12 protein-coding genes are annotated in these 16,692 nt (G+C 71.9%); 3 read left to right on the top strand and 9 right to left on the bottom strand.

Annotated elements, in window-relative coordinates; all coding sequences use genetic code 11:
• Positions 1–92: 92 nt before the first annotated feature.
• The 7 genes from ACFWUY_RS30805 to ACFWUY_RS30775 all read right to left on the bottom strand — a co-directional run bounded on the left by ACFWUY_RS30805 (position 93) and on the right by ACFWUY_RS30775 (position 10,055).
• On the bottom strand, positions 93–3,044 hold the full coding sequence (locus ACFWUY_RS30805) for a M14 family zinc carboxypeptidase (RefSeq protein WP_384117251.1): 2,952 nt from the start codon (positions 3,042–3,044) through the stop codon (positions 93–95).
• Positions 3,045–3,207: 163 nt separating this feature from the next.
• Positions 3,208–4,197 (bottom strand): DNA-binding protein WhiA, encoded by a 990-nt coding sequence (gene whiA, locus ACFWUY_RS30800; RefSeq protein ID WP_384117247.1) that lies wholly within the window; start codon positions 4,195–4,197, stop codon positions 3,208–3,210.
• Positions 4,188–5,213, bottom strand: a complete 1,026-nt coding sequence (gene yvcK / locus ACFWUY_RS30795; protein ID WP_384117243.1) for a uridine diphosphate-N-acetylglucosamine-binding protein YvcK — start codon at positions 5,211–5,213, stop codon at positions 4,188–4,190. The genes whiA and yvcK overlap by 10 nt, the downstream gene beginning before the upstream one ends.
• Positions 5,210–6,199 (bottom strand): RNase adapter RapZ, encoded by a 990-nt coding sequence (rapZ, locus tag ACFWUY_RS30790; RefSeq protein ID WP_384117240.1) that lies wholly within the window; start codon positions 6,197–6,199, stop codon positions 5,210–5,212. The genes yvcK and rapZ overlap by 4 nt, the downstream gene beginning before the upstream one ends.
• On the bottom strand, positions 6,196–8,199 hold the full coding sequence (gene uvrC / locus ACFWUY_RS30785; protein ID WP_384117237.1) for an excinuclease ABC subunit UvrC: 2,004 nt from the start codon (positions 8,197–8,199) through the stop codon (positions 6,196–6,198). The genes rapZ and uvrC overlap by 4 nt, the downstream gene beginning before the upstream one ends.
• Before the next feature lie 492 nt (positions 8,200–8,691).
• Positions 8,692–9,450 carry a hypothetical protein gene (locus ACFWUY_RS30780; protein WP_384117232.1) on the bottom strand — a complete coding sequence of 253 codons (759 nt, stop codon included), beginning with the start codon at positions 9,448–9,450 and terminating at the stop codon, positions 8,692–8,694.
• 5 nt (positions 9,451–9,455) lie between these two features.
• Positions 9,456–10,055 carry a papain-like cysteine protease family protein gene (locus ACFWUY_RS30775; protein WP_384117228.1) on the bottom strand — a complete coding sequence of 200 codons (600 nt, stop codon included), beginning with the start codon at positions 10,053–10,055 and terminating at the stop codon, positions 9,456–9,458.
• A 237-nt stretch (positions 10,056–10,292) separates the two neighbouring features.
• Between ACFWUY_RS30775 and ACFWUY_RS30770 the strand changes: the two genes are divergently transcribed.
• Positions 10,293–11,222 (top strand): hypothetical protein, encoded by a 930-nt coding sequence (locus ACFWUY_RS30770; RefSeq protein ID WP_384117223.1) that lies wholly within the window; start codon positions 10,293–10,295, stop codon positions 11,220–11,222.
• Between the two features lie 14 nt (positions 11,223–11,236).
• Here the strand turns inward: ACFWUY_RS30770 and ACFWUY_RS30765 are convergent, their stop codons facing one another.
• Both ACFWUY_RS30765 and uvrA read right to left on the bottom strand, forming a co-directional pair.
• Positions 11,237–11,674 carry a Rieske (2Fe-2S) protein gene (locus ACFWUY_RS30765; RefSeq protein WP_384117220.1) on the bottom strand — a complete coding sequence of 146 codons (438 nt, stop codon included), beginning with the start codon at positions 11,672–11,674 and terminating at the stop codon, positions 11,237–11,239.
• A gap of 318 nt (positions 11,675–11,992) precedes the next feature.
• Positions 11,993–15,028 (bottom strand): excinuclease ABC subunit UvrA, encoded by a 3,036-nt coding sequence (gene uvrA / locus ACFWUY_RS30760; protein ID WP_384117217.1) that lies wholly within the window; start codon positions 15,026–15,028, stop codon positions 11,993–11,995.
• A gap of 169 nt (positions 15,029–15,197) precedes the next feature.
• Here uvrA and ACFWUY_RS30755 point away from each other — a divergent pair, with 169 nt between their 5' ends.
• Positions 15,198–15,881 (top strand): maleylpyruvate isomerase family mycothiol-dependent enzyme, encoded by a 684-nt coding sequence (locus ACFWUY_RS30755; RefSeq protein ID WP_384117215.1) that lies wholly within the window; start codon positions 15,198–15,200, stop codon positions 15,879–15,881.
• A gap of 34 nt (positions 15,882–15,915) precedes the next feature.
• Entirely contained in the window at positions 15,916–16,572 is a 657-nt protein-coding gene (locus ACFWUY_RS30750) for an MBL fold metallo-hydrolase (RefSeq protein ID WP_384117212.1), read from the top strand.
• Positions 16,573–16,692 lie beyond the last annotated feature (120 nt).

The following is a 16,692-nucleotide window of genomic DNA, read 5'->3' as shown; positions in this document are numbered from 1 at the left end:
TACGTGCCCGGAAAGTGAGGGAGAACGGCCGACGGCCCGTACCTACCAACGGGTACGGGCCGTCGTGGGACCTTTGTCCCGACTACTCTCCGTCAGCGCCGGAGGGTTCCGAGGGCGCGGCCGACGAGTCGCGCCCGCTCCGCCGCACCGGGCACGTGCTCCAGGCCGTAGCCGAGGAGGACGGTGTCACGGGTGGTGACCGCGGCCTGGGAGTGGAAGAGGGCGCCGGAGCGCGTCCAGTCGGCGCCGTTGCCGGGGCTGCCGGCCGGGGCGCCCGGTACGGTCCACGCGCCGAGGGCGGTCTCGAAGCCCTCCGCCTCGGTGGTGGTCCCGGTGACGAGCCGGGTGTCGTCGACGAAGGCGCCCATCTCGCCCGTGCCGGGGTCGGAGACGTACGAGATCGACAGCTCGACCTGCTTGCCCGCCCAGGCGCTCAGGTCGACGGAGGCCTGCCGCCAGCCGTTGGAGGGGCCGGTGAAGGCGTTCCAGGAGCCGGTGGTGCCGGTGGCCGCGCAGCCGTCCTCGCCGACGGTGAGGTAGTGGGCGAGGAAGGGGTGGCCGCGGACGTAGTAGCCCTCGCCGCAGTCGGCGGGGGGCTCGGCGGAGGTGCCGCCGTTGGCGTCGGGCAGGGTCGTCCAGTCGTCCTGGCCGACGGTGTGGGCCTCGACGACGAGGTTGTCGTAGCCGGGCTCGGTGTCGTAGCTGACCTGGAAGTCCAGGCGCGGGGCGGCTCCGGCGGCGACGCCGGTGAGGTCGACGGTCCTGCTGAGCCGGGCCCAGGTGTTGTCGGCGTGCTTGACGGCCGCGAAGGACGTGCCCTCGGCGGGCTCGAAGGGGGTGCGGATGCCCGGGTAGTCACCGGCGGAGGCGCTGCTCGCGAACTGCGGGAACTCCTTCGGCCGCAGGGTGTCCGAGGTGACGGTGTACGCGCCGGCGTTGTCAAGCGGGTTGTCGGCCGCGGCACCGAGGCCCGCGCCGATGCCCGCGAAGGCGCCGGTGCCGGCGAAGGCGGGCGGGTTCCCCAGGCCCGCGCGGTGGTAGGCGCCGAGATAGTACTGGGCGAAGTCGTTGGACTCGGCCCGGCCGATCCGGGTGAGACCGCCGGACTTCTCACCGGCGTTGACCAGCTTGCCGCCCTCGTTGAGGTAGGCGCGGACGGCGAGCTGGGTGGCCCCGGAGGGCCGCTCGGCGCCGGTGTACCAGACGACGGTACGGAAGTGGGAGAGGACGCCGAGGGCGTCGGGCGTGCCCTGCGTGGCGACGTCCCAGACGGCGGCCCCGCGGCCGTTGTCGGCGAGTGCCTTCACGTACGCGGCGGTGTGCCGGGCGGCGGTGGTGCCGCCCTCGTCGGCGAGGACGAGCACGTCGCCCCGGGGGCGCTCGGCCACCTGGTAGGTGAAGGGGGCGGAGGCGGTTGCCCGGCCCTCGCGGGTGCGGGCGGTGAACCAGACCTCGACGGAGTCGCCGGCCCCGGCGCCCTCGATCTCGGCGCGGTACTCGTCGAAGTAGAGGTTGTCCTCGCCGCCGAAGGTCTCGCCGCCCTTCCAGGCGTCGAGCTCCTCGCTGTGGGTGCGGCCGCCGTTGATCCGGTACTTCAGGGTCTTGCCGCGCAGGGACTTGCGGGCGGTGACGGCGACCTCCTGCTCCCCGCCGCGGGCGTAGGAGGTGGTGAAGGCCTTCGGGGTGAAGTCGGGGGCGTCGATGCCGACCGGGGAGACGGGCCGGTCCGGGTGGGCGGCGGTCTCGGCGACGGCCAGCGCGAAGGGGATGTTCTTGGCGAACTCGGCCTGGATCAGCTTCTCGTCATCCGGGAAGGTGAAGACGGAGGCGCAGTCGGCCGGGTTCCAGGCGTCGTTCGGGTCGACCCGGGAGGCGGTGGCGCAGGTCGACATCTCCGGGGTGAACATCTGCGTCCCGTTGACGTTGGCGGCGTGTCCGTCCGCCTCGCCGTTGGTGATGTACAGCTCCGAGGAGACCTGCGGCCGGTAACCGGGCACGGCGGGGTTCTGCGGGGTGCCGGCGAGGGCCTTGAGGGCCACGTCGTCGGGGGTGTCGGTGGCGACCTGCCAGCCGACGCCGTAGAGGATGAGCTGGGCGGCCGAGTGGTAGTTGATGCCGTACTCGAAGCCGATGCGCTTCTGGAAGGCGTCGAGGGCCTTGGTCTCGGGCTCCGACATGGGGCTCTTGCCGCGGAAGGTCTCGTCGGCCGGGTCGGGCGACGAGCCCTCGTTGTCGTAGCCCCACTTGTAGGCGAAGTTGCGGTTGAGGTCGACGCCGTCGCCCGGGGCGATCTTCCCGTCGCCGTCGTTGTCGCGCAGGTTCTTGCGCCACTGGCGGTTCTCGGGGTCGGCGTGCGTGTGGTCGTAGCCGTCCGGGTTGGCGGAGAGCACGAACCACAGCTCGGTGGAGTCGACGATCCGGGTGATCCGCTCGTCCTTGCCGTACCCGTCGAGGTAGTGGTGGAGCAGCCGCCGGGTCATCTCCGGGGTGATCCACTCGCGCGCGTGCTGGTTGGACATGTACAGCGTGGCGGGCTTCGAGCCGTCCTTGACGCGCTTGGCGCCCTTGCTGACCTTGAGGGCGAGGATGTCCTGGCCCTTGAGGGTCTTGCCGATGGAGACGACCTTGGTGATCCCGGGGTTGGCCCGGGCGGTGTCCAGGATCTCCTGCTTGAGGCCGTTCGGGCCCCCGTACGGGCGGAAGACGCCGTCCCCCGCGGCGGCCACCCGCTTCTCGGCCTGGGCGGTCAGGCGGTGCTCGGCGAGCTCGACGCCCTGGCCGCGCAGCTGTCCGGCCTGCCGGCCGGTGAGGAAGAGCTCGACCGTCGCGGAGCCCTTGTCGGGCACCTGTTCGGTCATCTCGTGGGCGTCGGCACCGGCCTCGAGGAGCAGCGGAACCTGCTCCTTGGTGACCTCGGCCCGCCATACGGAGAGGGCGTCACCGCCGTCCCGGTCGCCCGGCTGCGCTCCGGCGACGGGTGCCGCCGCCACTCCCGCGATCAGCAGTGAAGCCGCGGCGAGGATCGATCTCGCTCTGCGTCTCATGAGCCCCCCTTGTTGTCGTGTGCCACGAAGGTGAACAGACGCCAGGCTCATGGGCGCCCATGGGCCTGTCAAGGGCGCCTCGCGGGTGTACGAAAAAGCTGCCGGTGCCTCAGAAAGGCACCGGCAGCTCGGAGTTCGGGGTTCCGTACGGCGGAACGCCCGGTCAGCCGACCAGGCTGTCGTCGAGCTCCTCGGTCAGGGTGGACTCGGTCCCGGGAATGCCCAGGTCCTGCGCCCGCTTGTCGGCCATGGCGAGCAGCCGGCGGATCCGGCCGGCCACCGCGTCCTTCGTCAGCGGCGGGTCGGCGAGCGCCCCCAGTTCCTCGAGGGAGGCCTGCTTGTGCTCCATCCGGAGCCGGCCGGCCGCGGCGAGGTGCTCGGGCACCTCCTCGCCGAGGATCTCCAGGGCGCGCTGCACCCGGGCCCCCGCGGCGACCGCCGCGCGGGCCGAACGGCGCAGGTTGGCGTCGTCGAAGTTGGCCAGGCGGTTGGCGGTGGCACGGACCTCGCGCCGCATCCGCCGCTCCTCCCAGGCGAGCACCGACTCGTGCGCGCCGAGCCGGGTGAGGAGGGCGCCGATCGCGTCGCCGTCGCGGACGACGACCCGGTCCACTCCCCGCACCTCGCGGGCCTTCGCCGCGATGGAGAGCCGGCGCGCCGCGCCGACCAGGGCGAGCGCCGCCTCGGGGCCGGGGCAGGTGACCTCCAGGGAGGAGGACCGGCCGGGCTCGGTCAGCGAACCGTGCGCGAGGAAGGCACCCCGCCAGGCCGCCTCCGCGTCACAGGTGGCCCCGGAGACCACCTGCGGGGGGAGGCCCCGGATGGGGCGGCCCCGGCCGTCCACGAGACCCGTCTGCCGGGCCAGCTGGTCGCCTCCGGCCACCACCCGCACCACGAAACGCGAGCCTCGCCGCAGTCCGCCGGGGGCCATCACGATCAGTTCCGAGCTGTGCCCGAAGATCTCCAGGATGTCCCGCTTGAGGCGGCGCGCCGCCATCGCGGTGTCGAGCTCCGCCTCGATCACGATGCGGCCGCTCACCAGGTGCAGCCCGCCCGCGAACCGCAGGATCGACGAGACCTCTGCCTTCCTGCAGCAGGTCCGGGTGACGGGAAGCCGGGAGATCTCGTCCTTCACCGCTGCCGTCATCGCCATGGGCCGATCCTTCCATGCATCCGAAAAATACGGTCGTACGCGGCGGCCAACAGCTCCGGGTCGTGCTTCGCGGAGCCGTCGGGCCCGGCCACCGGCGCCAGCTCGACCGCGGCACCGAGCCGCTTGGCGGCATCGGAGAGGGACTCGCGATCGGGCACGGCGGCCTCGTCGGCCAGCACCACGTCCAGGGCGAGTTTAGGGGCGTGTCGTCCCAAAACCTCCAAATGACGCTGCGGAGAGAAGCCGTCGGTTTCTCCGGGCTGCGGCGCGAGGTTCAGCGAGAGCACCTTCCGGGCCTTCGTCACGGCCAGGGCGTCGAGCAGTTCGGGGACGAGGAGGTGCGGGATCACCGAGGAGAACCAGGAGCCGGGACCGAGGACCACCCAGTCCGCGTCCAGGACCGCCTCGACCGCCTCGGGCACCGCCGGAGGACCGTGCGGCACGAGGTGCACGGACTGCACCTCGCCGGGGGTGAGGGCCACGGTCGCCTGACCGCGCACGGTGTCCACGTCGTCCGGCCGCTCCGGGTCATGGCCCCTGACCAGGGCCTGGAGCTCCAGGGGTACGGCGGACATGGGCAGCACCCGGCCCTGGGCGCCGAGCAGCCGGCCGACCAGGTCAAGGGCCTGCACGGGGTCACCGAGCTGCTCCCAGAGGGCGACGATCAGCAGGTTGCCGACGGCGTGGCCGTTGATCTCGCCCTTGGACTGGAAGCGGTGCTGGATGACCCGGGCCCAGGTCTGGCCCCAGTCGTCGTCGCCGCAGAGCGCGGCGAGCGCCTTGCGGAGGTCGCCCGGGGGCAGTACGCCGAGCTCCTCCCTGAGCCGGCCGCTGGAACCGCCGTCGTCGGCGACGGTGACGACCGCGGTGATGTCGCCGGTGATCCGGCGGAGGGCGGCGAGGGAGGCCGAGAGGCCCATGCCGCCGCCCAGCGCGACCACCTTGGGCTGGGCCCCGCGCCTGCGGAGCGTGCGCCGCACCGTGAGGGTGGAGGCACGCCGGCGGTAGGGCTTCACTCGCGCCCCATGTCCCGGTGGACGACGACGGTCTCGACCCCTTCGGCGGCGATCCGGGCGGCGAGGCGCTCGGCGGTGGCCACGGAGCGGTGCTTGCCGCCGGTGCAGCCCACGGCGATGGTCACGTACCGCTTGCCCTCGCGGCGGTAGCCCGCGGCGATCAGCTGGAGCAGCTCCGTGTAGCGGTCGAGGAACTCCTTGGCGCCGGGCTGGTTGTAGACGTAGTTCGCCACCTCCTCGTTGAGGCCGGTGAAGGGGCGCAGCTCGGGGACCCAGTGCGGGTTCGGCAGGAAGCGCATGTCGACGACGAGGTCGGCGTCGACCGGCAGGCCGTACTTGAAGCCGAAGGACATCACGGTGGCCCGCAGCTCGGGCTCCTCGTCGCCGGCGAACTGGGCGTCCATCTTGGCGCGCAGTTCGTGGACGTTGAGGCTGGAGGTGTCGATCACCAGGTCGGCGTCGCCGCGCAGCTCGCGCAGCAGGTCTCGCTCGGCCGCGATGCCGTCGGTGATCCGGCCGTCACCCTGGAGCGGGTGCGGCCTGCGGACCGACTCGAAGCGCCGGACCAGGGCGTCGTCGGACGACTCGAGGAAGACGATCCGGCGGGTGACCTGCTTGGAATCGAGGTCGGCGAGGGACTCCCTGAGGTTGTCGAAGAACTGCCGGCCGCGGACGTCGACGACGACGGCGATCCGGGCGACGTTCCCCTGGGAGCGGGCGCCGAGCTCCACCATGGTGGGGATCAGCGCGGGCGGCAGGTTGTCGACGACGAACCAGCCGAGGTCCTCCAGGCACTTCGCCGCGGTGGACCGGCCGGCCCCGGACATGCCGGAGATGATCACCAGCTCGGGAATGGCCGCCTCGGCGCCGTTGTCGCCGGGGGTCTCCTTCGTGCCCGTACTCACGTGTCCTGCTCCGTCTTCTCGGTCGTGCTGGTCTTGCGCGTCGTGCTCATCGTGCCGGTTCTGCTGCTCGTGCGCGGTCATGCCGTGCCGCCCCCGTCGTCTTCCATGATCTCTCCTGTCGCCGTGTTCACGGCGGGTGCGGCCGGGGCCGCCTGGGCGAGGGCCACGACGACCGCCTCCGCGGTCTTCCGACCCATGCCGGGAACCTCGCAGATCTGCTCGATTGTCGCCTGCCGGAGCCGCTTCACCGAGCCGAAGTGCTTGATCAACGCGCGTTTCCGGGTGTCGCCGAGGCCGGGGACCACGTCGAGAGGGCTGGTCCGGATACGTTTCGTCCGCTTGGACCGCTGGTAGCGGATGGCGAAGTCGTGAGCCGTGTCACGCACCCGCTGGAGGAGGTACAGGCCCTCGCTGGAGCGGGGCAGCACCACCGGGTCGTCGTCGCCGGGCAGCCACACCTCCTCCAGGCGCTTGGCGAGCCCGCAGACCGCGATGTCGTCGATCCCCAGCTCGTCCAGGGCGCGCCGGGCGGCGGCGACCTGCGGCTGCCCGCCGTCGACCACGACGAGCTGCGGCGGGTACGCGAAACGCTTGGGCCGCCCGCTCTCGTCCGGCTCCTCGACGACGTCCTCGGGATCCCGTCCCCCGCCTTCGACCGGGAGGTCCCACTCCCCCGTCTTCTCCTTCTCGGCGAGATAGCGCCGGAAGCGGCGGCCGATCACCTCGTGCATGGACCGGACGTCGTCCTGCCCCTCGAAGCCCTTGATCTGGAAGCGGCGGTACTCGCTCTTGCGGGGCAGCCCGTCCTCGAAGACCACCATCGAGGCGACGACGTCCTCGCCCTGGAGGTGGGAGATGTCGAAGCACTCGATCCGCAGCGGAGCCGAGTCCAGGTCCAGGGCCTCGGCGATCTCCTCCAGGGCCCGGGAGCGGGTGGTGAGATCGCTGGCGCGCTTCGTCTTGTGCAGCACCAGCGCCTGCTGGGCGTTGCGCGCGACGGTCGTCATGAGGTCCTTCTTGTCGCCGCGCTGCGGGACGCGCAGCGAGACGTTGGACCCGCGGCGGCCGGTGAGCCAGGCGGTGACGGCGTCCGCGTCCTCGGGCAGCGCCGGGACCAGGACCTCCTTGGGGACCGTGTCGCCGCTCTCCTCGCCGTACAGCTGCTGGAGCGCGTGCTCGACGAGCCCGGCGGTGTCGACGGCCTCGACCTTGTCGGTGACCCAGCCGCGCTGGCCGCGGACGCGTCCGCCGCGCACGTGGAAGATCTGCACGGCGGCCTCCAGCTCGTCCTCGGCGAGGGCGATCAGGTCGGCGTCGGTGGCGTCGGCGAGCACGACCGCGCTCTTCTCCATGGCCCGGCGCAGCGCCTCTATGTCGTCACGGAGGCGGCCGGCCCTCTCGTACTCCATGTCCTCGGCCGCCAGCATCATCTGCTTCTCCAGACGCCGGATGTACGTCCCGGTACGGCCGGCCATGAAGTCGCTGAACTCCTCGGCGAGTTCGCGGTGCTCCTCGGGGGTGACCCGGCCGACGCAGGGCGCCGAGCACTTGCCGATGTAGCCGAGGAGGCAGGGGCGTCCGGCGGAGGCGGCATTGCGGAACACCCCGGCGGAGCAGGTCCGTACGGGAAAGACCCGGAGCATCAGGTCGACGGTCTCGCGGATCGCCCACGCGTGCGCGTACGGCCCGAAGTAGCGCACGCCCTTCTTCTTGTGGCCGCGCATGACCTGGACGCGCGGGAACTCCTCGTTCATCGTCACGGCGAGGTACGGGTAGCTCTTGTCGTCCCGGTACTTCACGTTGAACCGGGGGTCGTACTCCTTGATCCAGGAGTACTCCAGCTGGAGCGCCTCGACCTCGGTCGACACGACGGTCCACTCCACGGAGGCGGCGGTGGTCACCATGGTGGCCGTGCGCGGGTGCAGGCTCGTGAGCGGCTGGAAGTAGTTGGCGAGCCGCTGGCGCAGGGACTTCGCCTTGCCCACGTAGATCACCCGGCGGTGCTCGTCGCGGAACTTGTAGACCCCCGGGGAGTCGGGGATCTGACCCGGCTTGGGGCGGTAGCTGGAGGGGTCTGCCATGCTCCCCACCCTACTGGCGGGCACGGACACTCCGACGGCACGCACACCCGCCGCCGCCCCACCCTCCGCGCGGGCAACCGCCCCGCCGGCCCGCCCCCCACCCACCCCCGTGTGGGGGGGGCGGGCCGGGTCCCCCACCCCCCGTGTGGGCAATCGTCCCGCAGGGCGGGACGGGTGGGCACACGGGACGGCGCCCTGTGCGGGCGCCTCCGCCCCTTGCGCCTGAACCCGCACACCAGTGCGATGCACACCAGGTGCAGGCCCAGGCGGCACGGACTGCGCGGCACGCACCGGGTGCGGGTCCAGGCGCGAAAGCCTGGACCCGGCAGGAGGCACCGTCCGTCGTGCCCACCCTCCCCCAAGCTCTCGGCTTCGCTCGAGCAGGGGGACCCCCATCGCCCCTGGCGGACGATTGCCCACCACGGGGTGAGCGCCGCCCAGCGGGGCGCGTGCCCGCAGCGGGGTGGGCGCGGTGCAGTCGAGCCGTGGGGCTCAGGGGTTCCGGGGACCTCGTCGGCGGCGTACCGCTGTCGTCGCCGTCAAGGCGAGTGCCAGCCCCACCGCCCCCACACCGGCCACCGCGGCGGCCCCGGACCGTTCCTCCTCGGGCTCGGGCGCCGCCGTGTCGTAGCCGCCCGCCGCGCCCTTCCTCGCGTACGTGGAGCCGGGGAGCTTGTCGCCGTACGCGCGGGCGACCCGGTCCCGGTACGCGGTGAGGCTCGTCCCGTTCCGGCCGACGGCCCGTATCGCGTCCTCGTCGAGCGGGAGCACCTTCGTGCCCCTCTGGACGTACCAGGCGTCGATCTGCGGCTCGCGGAAGACGAGGCCGCCGCTGCCCATCTCCGCGTAGCGGATCTCGTCGTCACCGGTGGCGATGTTCACCACCTGCCAGCCGCCCGCCCGCTTCACCGTCCACAGCGAGGCCTTCCGGCCGTCCGGGGACACGGCCAGGCCGGCCCGGAACTCGACCCGGGCGACCGGGGCCCCGGCCTTTCCGGCGACGAAGTCCGGGGAGAGGATCCGTACCGGCACGGTCCCGCCCTCGACGCGCGGCGCGGCCGCCGAGCGGGCGCCGGCACCGTCCCGGGCGAAGAAGCGGGTGAGGGTGTCCAGGGTCTCCGGCGCGGAGACGGCCTGCTCGGGGGTCGGCGCGGGCGGCGGGCCCGCGGCGGCGGCCGCCTCCGGGACCGCGCCGAGGAGGACGAGGGTCGCGGTGGTGAGGAGTCCGGCGGCCGTGGCACGTACGTTCATGGTCGTCACGCTCCTATCCGGTAGAGCGAGTGGGTCCAGGAGAAGGAGGCGTTGTCGACGTACCAGGCGTGCGAGGCCCAGTTGTAGCGGTTGCTGGAGGGCCAGGGGTCGCCCCAGTGGACCCAGCTCCCGTCGTCGTCGTAGCCGTACAGCACGTGCATGTGACCGCCGCCGCTCGACCACTGGACGCGGGTCTCGACGGGCCGGTCGGCGTTGATCTCGGTCTGCACGGTGGGGTAGCGCAGCCAGCCGGTGACGTACGAGCCGGGGCGTATGCCGGCCCAGCTCAGGCCGGTCTGGACGTTGCCGAGGGTGGCCTGGTTGTTGGGGCAGTCATGGCCCTGCTGCCGGTTGAAGGCGGCGTTGCAGAACTGGTTCTGGCTGTAGTTCCGGCCGAACCAGGTGGCGATGGTGTTGCCGCCCGCCGCCCAGCACCAGTTGGTCTTCTGCTGGGCCTGCATGGTGATGTTCAGCCGCTTGGAGCCGAGGGCGGCGGCGTCCTCGGCGGCGGGGGCGGCGGAGGCCGAGGTCGTGGGGACGAGGAAGAGGGCGGCCGCGGCGAGTGCCGCGAGGTTCAGTCTTCTTCCGCTTCTGCTTCTGCGCATCGCGTTCCTCCCTGGAGCGGGGGGTGTGGGGATGTGGGGGTGGAGGAGCGCGTCCGGACGCTGGTCAGGAGCATCGGCCGTTGTCCGGATCAGGTCAACACGCTTCAATGCGGGGTGACATCGGACTGTGAACGGTGTGACCCGGGTGTGAACCGACACCCACGGCCCACCTGCCCGCCCACCCCTCGCGGCGCGACGGTCCGCGCCCCCGTCGTGAATGTTCACCGAGGAGTCCTCGTGAGCCACACCGAGGCCGATCTGACGCGGCTGCTGCGCACCGGCCCCTTCCATCTGGCGCTGCGCACCGCGCTCGCCGTGCGCGGGCTGCCGCTCCAGCGGGTCCAGCACCATCTCGCGCACCGAGGGGTCAAGGTCGGGGTGACAAGTCTGAGTTACTGGCAGCAGGGCGCCCGTCGTCCGCAGCGGCCGGAGTCGCTGAAGGCCGTCCGCGCCCTGGAGGAGGTGCTCCAGCTGCCGGGGAACTCGCTGCTGCGGCTGCTCACGGAGGACGCCGTGGGACGGTCCGACGTGGAGCGTCCGGCGGCCCGTTCGTACCGCTCGCTGGTGGAGGCGTCCGGCTCGGTCGAGGAGCTGCTCGCGGAGCTCGAATCACCGACGGACGGCGGGCTGCACACGGTGGGACACCACGAACGGGTACGGATCGGGGCCGGCCGGCAGCTGGTGGGGCGCGAGTCGCAGCACGTGGTGCGGGCGCACCGGGACGGCGTGGACCGCTATCTGGCCATCCACCACGGGGATCCCGGCTGCGACCCGTCACGGGTGGCGGTGCGGGCGGTCGAGAACTGCCGGACCGGGCGGGTGCGCTGGCACGCGGAGACCGGGGTGCTGATCGCGGAGCTCCTCTTCGACGCACGGCTGCGAGCCGGGGACACCTACCTTTTCTCGTACGGGTTCGAGGACGGTACGGCGGGGCCGAGCGGGGAGTACGTGCGGGGGTTCAGCTTCGCGGGCGGGCAGTACGTGCTGCAGGTGCGCTTCGACGAGGCGGCGCTGCCGGTGCGGTGCCGGAGGTTCGCGCAGGCCTCGACGGGTGCGCCGCGCGGGGGCCGTGCGGAGCTGACCCTGAGCGGCCGGCACCGCACGGTGCACACCGTGGCGCAGGGGGTGCGCCCGGGGATCCTGGGGATCGACTGGGACTGGGCGTAGGACGCGCGGCCGGCTCAGGCCTTGGGGGCGGCCTCGGGGCCCGCGACCAGCTTGCCGTTCTCGACGCGGACGGGGACCTCGGGGAGCGGCACGGTGGCCGGGCCCTTGAGCGCCTTGCCGGTCGTCACGTCGAAGCGACTGCCGTGGCAGGGGCAGTTGCCCTCGTTGTCCTCGATCTTGTCGAGGACGCAGCCGGCGTGGGTGCACTGGGCGCTGAACGCCTTGTACCGGCCCTTGGCCGGGCAGCTCACCAGGACTCGCTGCTCGCGGTAGAGCTTGGCCCCGCCGACCGGGATCTCGTCCGGGGAGCCGAGGTCTACCGGGGCGGTCGGGGTCGGGACCTCGGCGTGGCCGAGCTTGGACTCGGTGGAGCAGGCGGCGACTCCCAGCCCGGCGGCACCGGCGAGGGCCGCGCCTTTGAGTACGGTACGGCGGCTGGACTGGCCGGACATGGGCGCTCCACGGTGGATCGGGGCAAGCGTGACCGAACCGACGATACCGGCGGCCCCACCGGCACCGACGCCCGGGCCCACCGCCCGCCGCCCGGCGCCGTGGCTCGGCGCCGGGGCCCGGCACCCGGCGCCGGGGTCGGTCGTCCCGCATCGCCGTCCCGGCCCGTCGTCCGGGACGGGCCGGTCGTCGAGCACCACCGTGCGGGTCCACCGTCCGGTACCGCCCTCCGGGCCGGGGCGGCGAACCCGGTCCGAACACGGGTCCGGGACAGGCGCGGGCTTGTGGCAGGGCCCCGGCGCGGGGCCCTGCCACGGGCGTCAGGCCTTGCGGGCCCGGGGCGTCGCCTTCTTCGCGGCCGCCTTGGTGGCCGTCTTCCTGGCCGGAGCCGCGGCCGTGGTGGTGGTCGCCTTGGCCGCGGTCTTGGCCGCGGTCTTGGCCGGGGCCTTCTTCGCCGCCGCCTTCTTCGCCCCGCGGGCCGCCGGAACGGTCCCTCCGGCGTCGCTGATCCGGTCCGCGTCGAGGATCTCGCGGAGGAACTTGCCGGTGTGGCTCGTCGAGACCGAGGCGACCTGCTCCGGCGTGCCCTCGGCGACGACCAGACCGCCGCCGCTGCCGCCCTCGGGACCCATGTCGACGACCCAGTCGGCGGTCTTGATGACATCGAGGTTGTGCTCGATGACGATCACCGAATTGCCCTTGTCGACCAGACCGGACAGGACCTTGATCAACTTCGAGATGTCCTCGAAGTGCAGACCGGTGGTCGGCTCGTCCAGGACGTAGACCGTGCGGCCCGTGGAGCGCTTCTGGAGCTCGGAGGCGAGCTTGACGCGCTGCGCCTCGCCGCCGGAGAGCGTCGGCGCCGACTGTCCGAGCCGGACGTAACCGAGGCCGACCTCGTTGAGCGTGCGCAGGTGGCGGGCGATGGTCGGGACGGCCTCGAAGAAGTCGAGGGCCTCCTCGATCGGCATGTTCAGGACTTCGGCGATGGACTTGCCCTTGTAGTGGACCTCCAGGGTCTCCCGGTTGTACCGGTCGCCGTGGCAGACCTCGCACGGGACGTAGACGTCCGGGAGGAAGTTCATCTCGATCTTGATCGTGCCGTCGCCGGAGCAGTTCTCGCAGCGGCCGCCCTTGACGTTGAAGGAGAACCGGCCGGGCAGGTAGCCCCGGACCTTGGCCTCCATCGTCTCGGCGAAGAGCTTGCGGACGTGGTCGAAGACGCCGGTGTAGGTCGCCGGGTTCGACCGCGGGGTGCGGCCGATCGGGGACTGGTCGACGTGCACGACCTTGTCGACGAGATCGTCGCCGTCCACGCGCGTGTGCCGTCCCGGCACCGACTTGGCGCCGTTCAGCTCGCGTGCCAGGTGGGTGTAGAGGATGTCGTTGACCAGGGTCGACTTTCCGGATCCGGAGACACCGGTGACGGCGGTGAGGACGCCCAGCGGGAAGGAGACGTCGATGTCCCGCAGGTTGTTCTCGCGGGCCCCGTGCACGGTGAGCCGGCGCCCGGGGTCCACCGGGCGGCGGACGTCCGGGGTGGGGATCGCCCGGCGGCCGGACAGGTACTGCCCGGTCATCGACTCCTCGTTGGCCAGGAGCTCCTTCAAGGTGCCGGAGTGGACGACCTTGCCGCCGTGCTCACCGGCACCGGGGCCGATGTCGACGATCCAGTCCGCGACCTTGATGGTGTCCTCGTCGTGCTCGACGACGATGAGCGTGTTGCCCATGTCGCGGAGCCGTACGAGGGTCTCGATGAGCCGGTGGTTGTCGCGCTGGTGGAGGCCGATGGACGGCTCGTCGAGCACATAGAGCACGCCGACCAGGCCCGAGCCGATCTGGGTGGCGAGCCGGATGCGCTGGGCCTCGCCGCCGGACAGGGTGCCTGCGGCGCGGTTCAGCGAGAGGTAGTCGAGGCCGACGTCGACGAGGAAGCGCAGCCGCTCGTTGACCTCCTTGAGGACCCGCTCGGCGATCTTCTTGTCCCGCGCGTTGAGCGTCAGCCGGCCGAGGAACTCGGCGCAGTCGCTGATCGACATCGCGGAGACCTCGGCGATGGACTTGTCCATCACCGTGACCGCGAGCACGATCGGCTTCAGGCGGGTGCCCTCGCAGGTGGGGCAGTGCACCTCGCGCATGTAGCCCTCGAAGCGCTCGCGGCTGGAGTCGCTCTCGGCCTCGGTGTGACGCCGCTTGACGAAGGAGACGGCGCCCTCGAAGGCCGGGGTGGTGTACGCCCGCTCCCGCCCGTACCGGTTGCGGTAGCGGACCTCGACCTGGGTCTTGTGGCCGTACATCAGGGCCTTCTTGGCGCGCTGCGGCAGTCCCGCGTACGGGATGTCCGTGCGGAAGCCGAGCGCCTGGGAGAGACCGCCGATGAGCCGGCCGAAGTACTCCTTGGTGTGGCCGTGCGACCAGGGGTGGATGGCGCCCTCGTCGAGGGACTTGTCCTCGTCGGGGACGATCAGCTCGGGGTCGACCTCCATGCGGGTGCCGATGCCGGTGCAGTCGGGGCAGGCGCCGAAGGGCGAGTTGAAGGAGAAGGAGCGGGGCTCCAGCTCCTCGAAGGACAGGTCGTCGTACGGGCAGTAGAGGTGCTCCGAGTACATCCGCTCGCGCTCGGGGTCGTCCTCCGCGAGGTCGACGAAGTCGAGGACGACCATGCCGCCGGAGAGCCCGAGGGCGGTCTCGACGGAGTCGGTGAGGCGGCGCTTGGCGCTGTCCTTCACGGTGAGGCGGTCGACGACCACCTCGATGGTGTGCTTCTCCTGCTTCTTCAGCGTCGGCGGCTCGCTCAGCTGCACGGTCGCTCCGTCGACCCGGGCGCGGCTGTAGCCCTTGGTCTGGAGGTCGGCGAAGAGGTCGACGAACTCGCCCTTCCGCTCGCGCACGAGCGGGGAGAGCACCTGGAAGCGGCTGCCCTCGGGCAGCTCCAGGACCCTGTCGACGATGGCCTGGGGCGACTGGCGGGAGATCGGCCGGTGGCACTCGGGACAGTGCGGCTTGCCGATGCGGGCGAAGAGCAGACGGAGGTAGTCGTAGACCTCGGTGATGGTGCCGACCGTCGAGCGCGGGTTGCGCGAGGTCGACTTCTGGTCGATGGAGACGGCGGGCGACAGGCCTTCGATGAAGTCGACGTCCGGCTTGTCCATCTGGCCGAGGAACTGCCGGGCGTAGGAGGAGAGCGACTCGACGTAGCGGCGCTGCCCCTCGGCGAAGATCGTGTCGAACGCGAGGGAGGACTTGCCCGACCCCGAGAGCCCGGTGAAGACGATCAGGGAGTCACGCGGGAGGTCGAGCGAGACGTTCTTGAGGTTGTGCTCACGAGCGCCACGGACGATGAGACGGTCGGCCACGCCGGTCCGCACCTTTCTTCAGAGAGCGGATGTGCCTGCACACCCAACAACTCAAGGATGCCGGATGCTTCCTTCGAGCCTATAGCACGCACATTCGATTTCCGGTCTCCCGAAGACCTCTTCACCCGAACGAGTGGCGGCACCCCCCGTCGGCGCTAGGGTCGGCGGCATGATCGACCACGAACGTGATCTCGCCTCTGTCAAAGCAGCGACCGAGCGGCTCCTCGACGCGGCCGCCTCCTGGGACAACGCGTCGACGGCCGAGCCGTCACGGCTTCCCGGCTGGACGCGCGGCCATGTCCTGGCCCACATCGCCCGCAACGCCGACGCCCTCGTGAACGTCCTCCAGGGCCGGCCCATGTACGCCGACGCCGCCACCCGTGACGCCGACATCGAGCGCGACGCCGGCCGCCCGCTCGACGTCCACCTCGCCGACCTGCGCGAGACCGCCGCCCGCTTCCAGACCGTGGGCGCCGAGCCCGCCGACTGGAGCCGCACCGTCGAGCTCCGCAACGGCGTCACGGACAGCGCCTCCCGGATCCCCTTCCGCCGCTGGGTGGAGGTGGACCTGCACCACGTCGACCTGGGCGTCGGCTACGAGCTCGAAGACCTGCCCGAGGAGTTCGTGACCCGCGAGATCGAGTTCCTCGCCGAGCGCTTCACCGGCCTGGAGAGCGTCCCGGAGACGGCCCTCCGGTCCGCCGACGGCCGGATCTGGACGACCGGCGGCACGACCGGCGGCGTCGCCGTCATGGGACCGGCCCCCGAGCTGCTCGGCTGGCTCGCCGGCCGCCGCGACGGCTCGGCCCTGGAGACCGAGGGCGGCCCGCTGCCGAAGCTCCCGGCGCTGTAGCACCGCTGTCGGTGGGCGAAGCTAGGCTGATTCCATGACGTACAGCGGAGTGGTGAAGGTCGGCGGACCGGCGGACGTGCACGAGCTGACGGACCTGATGATCTCGAAGGTCGCGGTCGGCCCGATGGACAACAACGCGTATCTGCTGCGCTGCCGGGCCACCGGCGAGCAGCTGCTGATCGACGCGGCCAACGACGCCGGCACGCTCCTCACGCTGATCGGTGACGACGGCGTCAAGGGTGTCGTCACGACCCACCGGCACGGCGACCACTGGCAGGCGCTCGCCGAGGTGGTCACCGCGACCGGCGCCGTGACGTACGCGGGGGCGTACGACGTGGAGGGCATCCCGGTCGCGACCGACGTGCCCGTCGAGGACGGCGACACGATCCGGGTGGGCCGGGTCGAGCTGACCGCGCGCCGCCTGGTCGGGCACACCCCCGGCTCCATCGCCCTGATCTACGACGACCCGCACGGCCACCCCCACGTCTTCACCGGCGACTGCCTCTTCCCCGGCGGAGTGGGCAACACCTGGAAGGACCCGGAGGCCTTCGCGAGCCTGATCCACGACGTGGAGACCAAGCTGTTCGGGGCGCTCCCGGACGAGTCCTGGATCTATCCGGGCCACGGCAAGGACACCACGCTCGGTGACGAGCGCCCGTCCCTCGCGGCGTGGCGCGAGCGCGGCTGGTGACCCACGGCGGACCCGGAGCGGGGGGGGGGGCCCCCCCCCCCGACCACACCCCCCCCCCACAAAGCCGTTAAAAAAAAAACCAAACCCCCCCCCCAAAGGAGGTAGTGTGAGGGGCGGTAG

This window comes from Streptomyces sp. NPDC058664, from assembly GCF_042716635.1.
Lineage (GTDB): Bacteria > Actinomycetota > Actinomycetes > Streptomycetales > Streptomycetaceae > Streptomyces.
Note: the sequence above shows the minus strand (reverse complement) of the source record. Positions and strands in the feature narration are given on the sequence as shown.

Coding starts and splice junctions, on each gene's coding strand:
- ACFWUY_RS30805 (WP_384117251.1), bottom strand. CDS start 3,044: ATGAGACGCAGAGCGAGATCGATCCTCGCCGCGGCTTCACTGCTGATC.
- ACFWUY_RS30775 (WP_384117228.1), bottom strand. CDS start 10,055: ATGCGCAGAAGCAGAAGCGGAAGAAGACTGAACCTCGCGGCACTCGCC.
- rapZ (WP_384117240.1), bottom strand. CDS start 6,199: ATGACCGCGCACGAGCAGCAGAACCGGCACGATGAGCACGACGCGCAA.
- ACFWUY_RS30755 (WP_384117215.1), top strand. CDS start 15,198: ATGATCGACCACGAACGTGATCTCGCCTCTGTCAAAGCAGCGACCGAG.
- ACFWUY_RS30765 (WP_384117220.1), bottom strand. CDS start 11,674: ATGTCCGGCCAGTCCAGCCGCCGTACCGTACTCAAAGGCGCGGCCCTC.
- ACFWUY_RS30780 (WP_384117232.1), bottom strand. CDS start 9,450: ATGAACGTACGTGCCACGGCCGCCGGACTCCTCACCACCGCGACCCTC.
- uvrC (WP_384117237.1), bottom strand. CDS start 8,199: ATGGCAGACCCCTCCAGCTACCGCCCCAAGCCGGGTCAGATCCCCGAC.
- whiA (WP_384117247.1), bottom strand. CDS start 4,197: ATGGCGATGACGGCAGCGGTGAAGGACGAGATCTCCCGGCTTCCCGTC.
- ACFWUY_RS30750 (WP_384117212.1), top strand. CDS start 15,916: ATGACGTACAGCGGAGTGGTGAAGGTCGGCGGACCGGCGGACGTGCAC.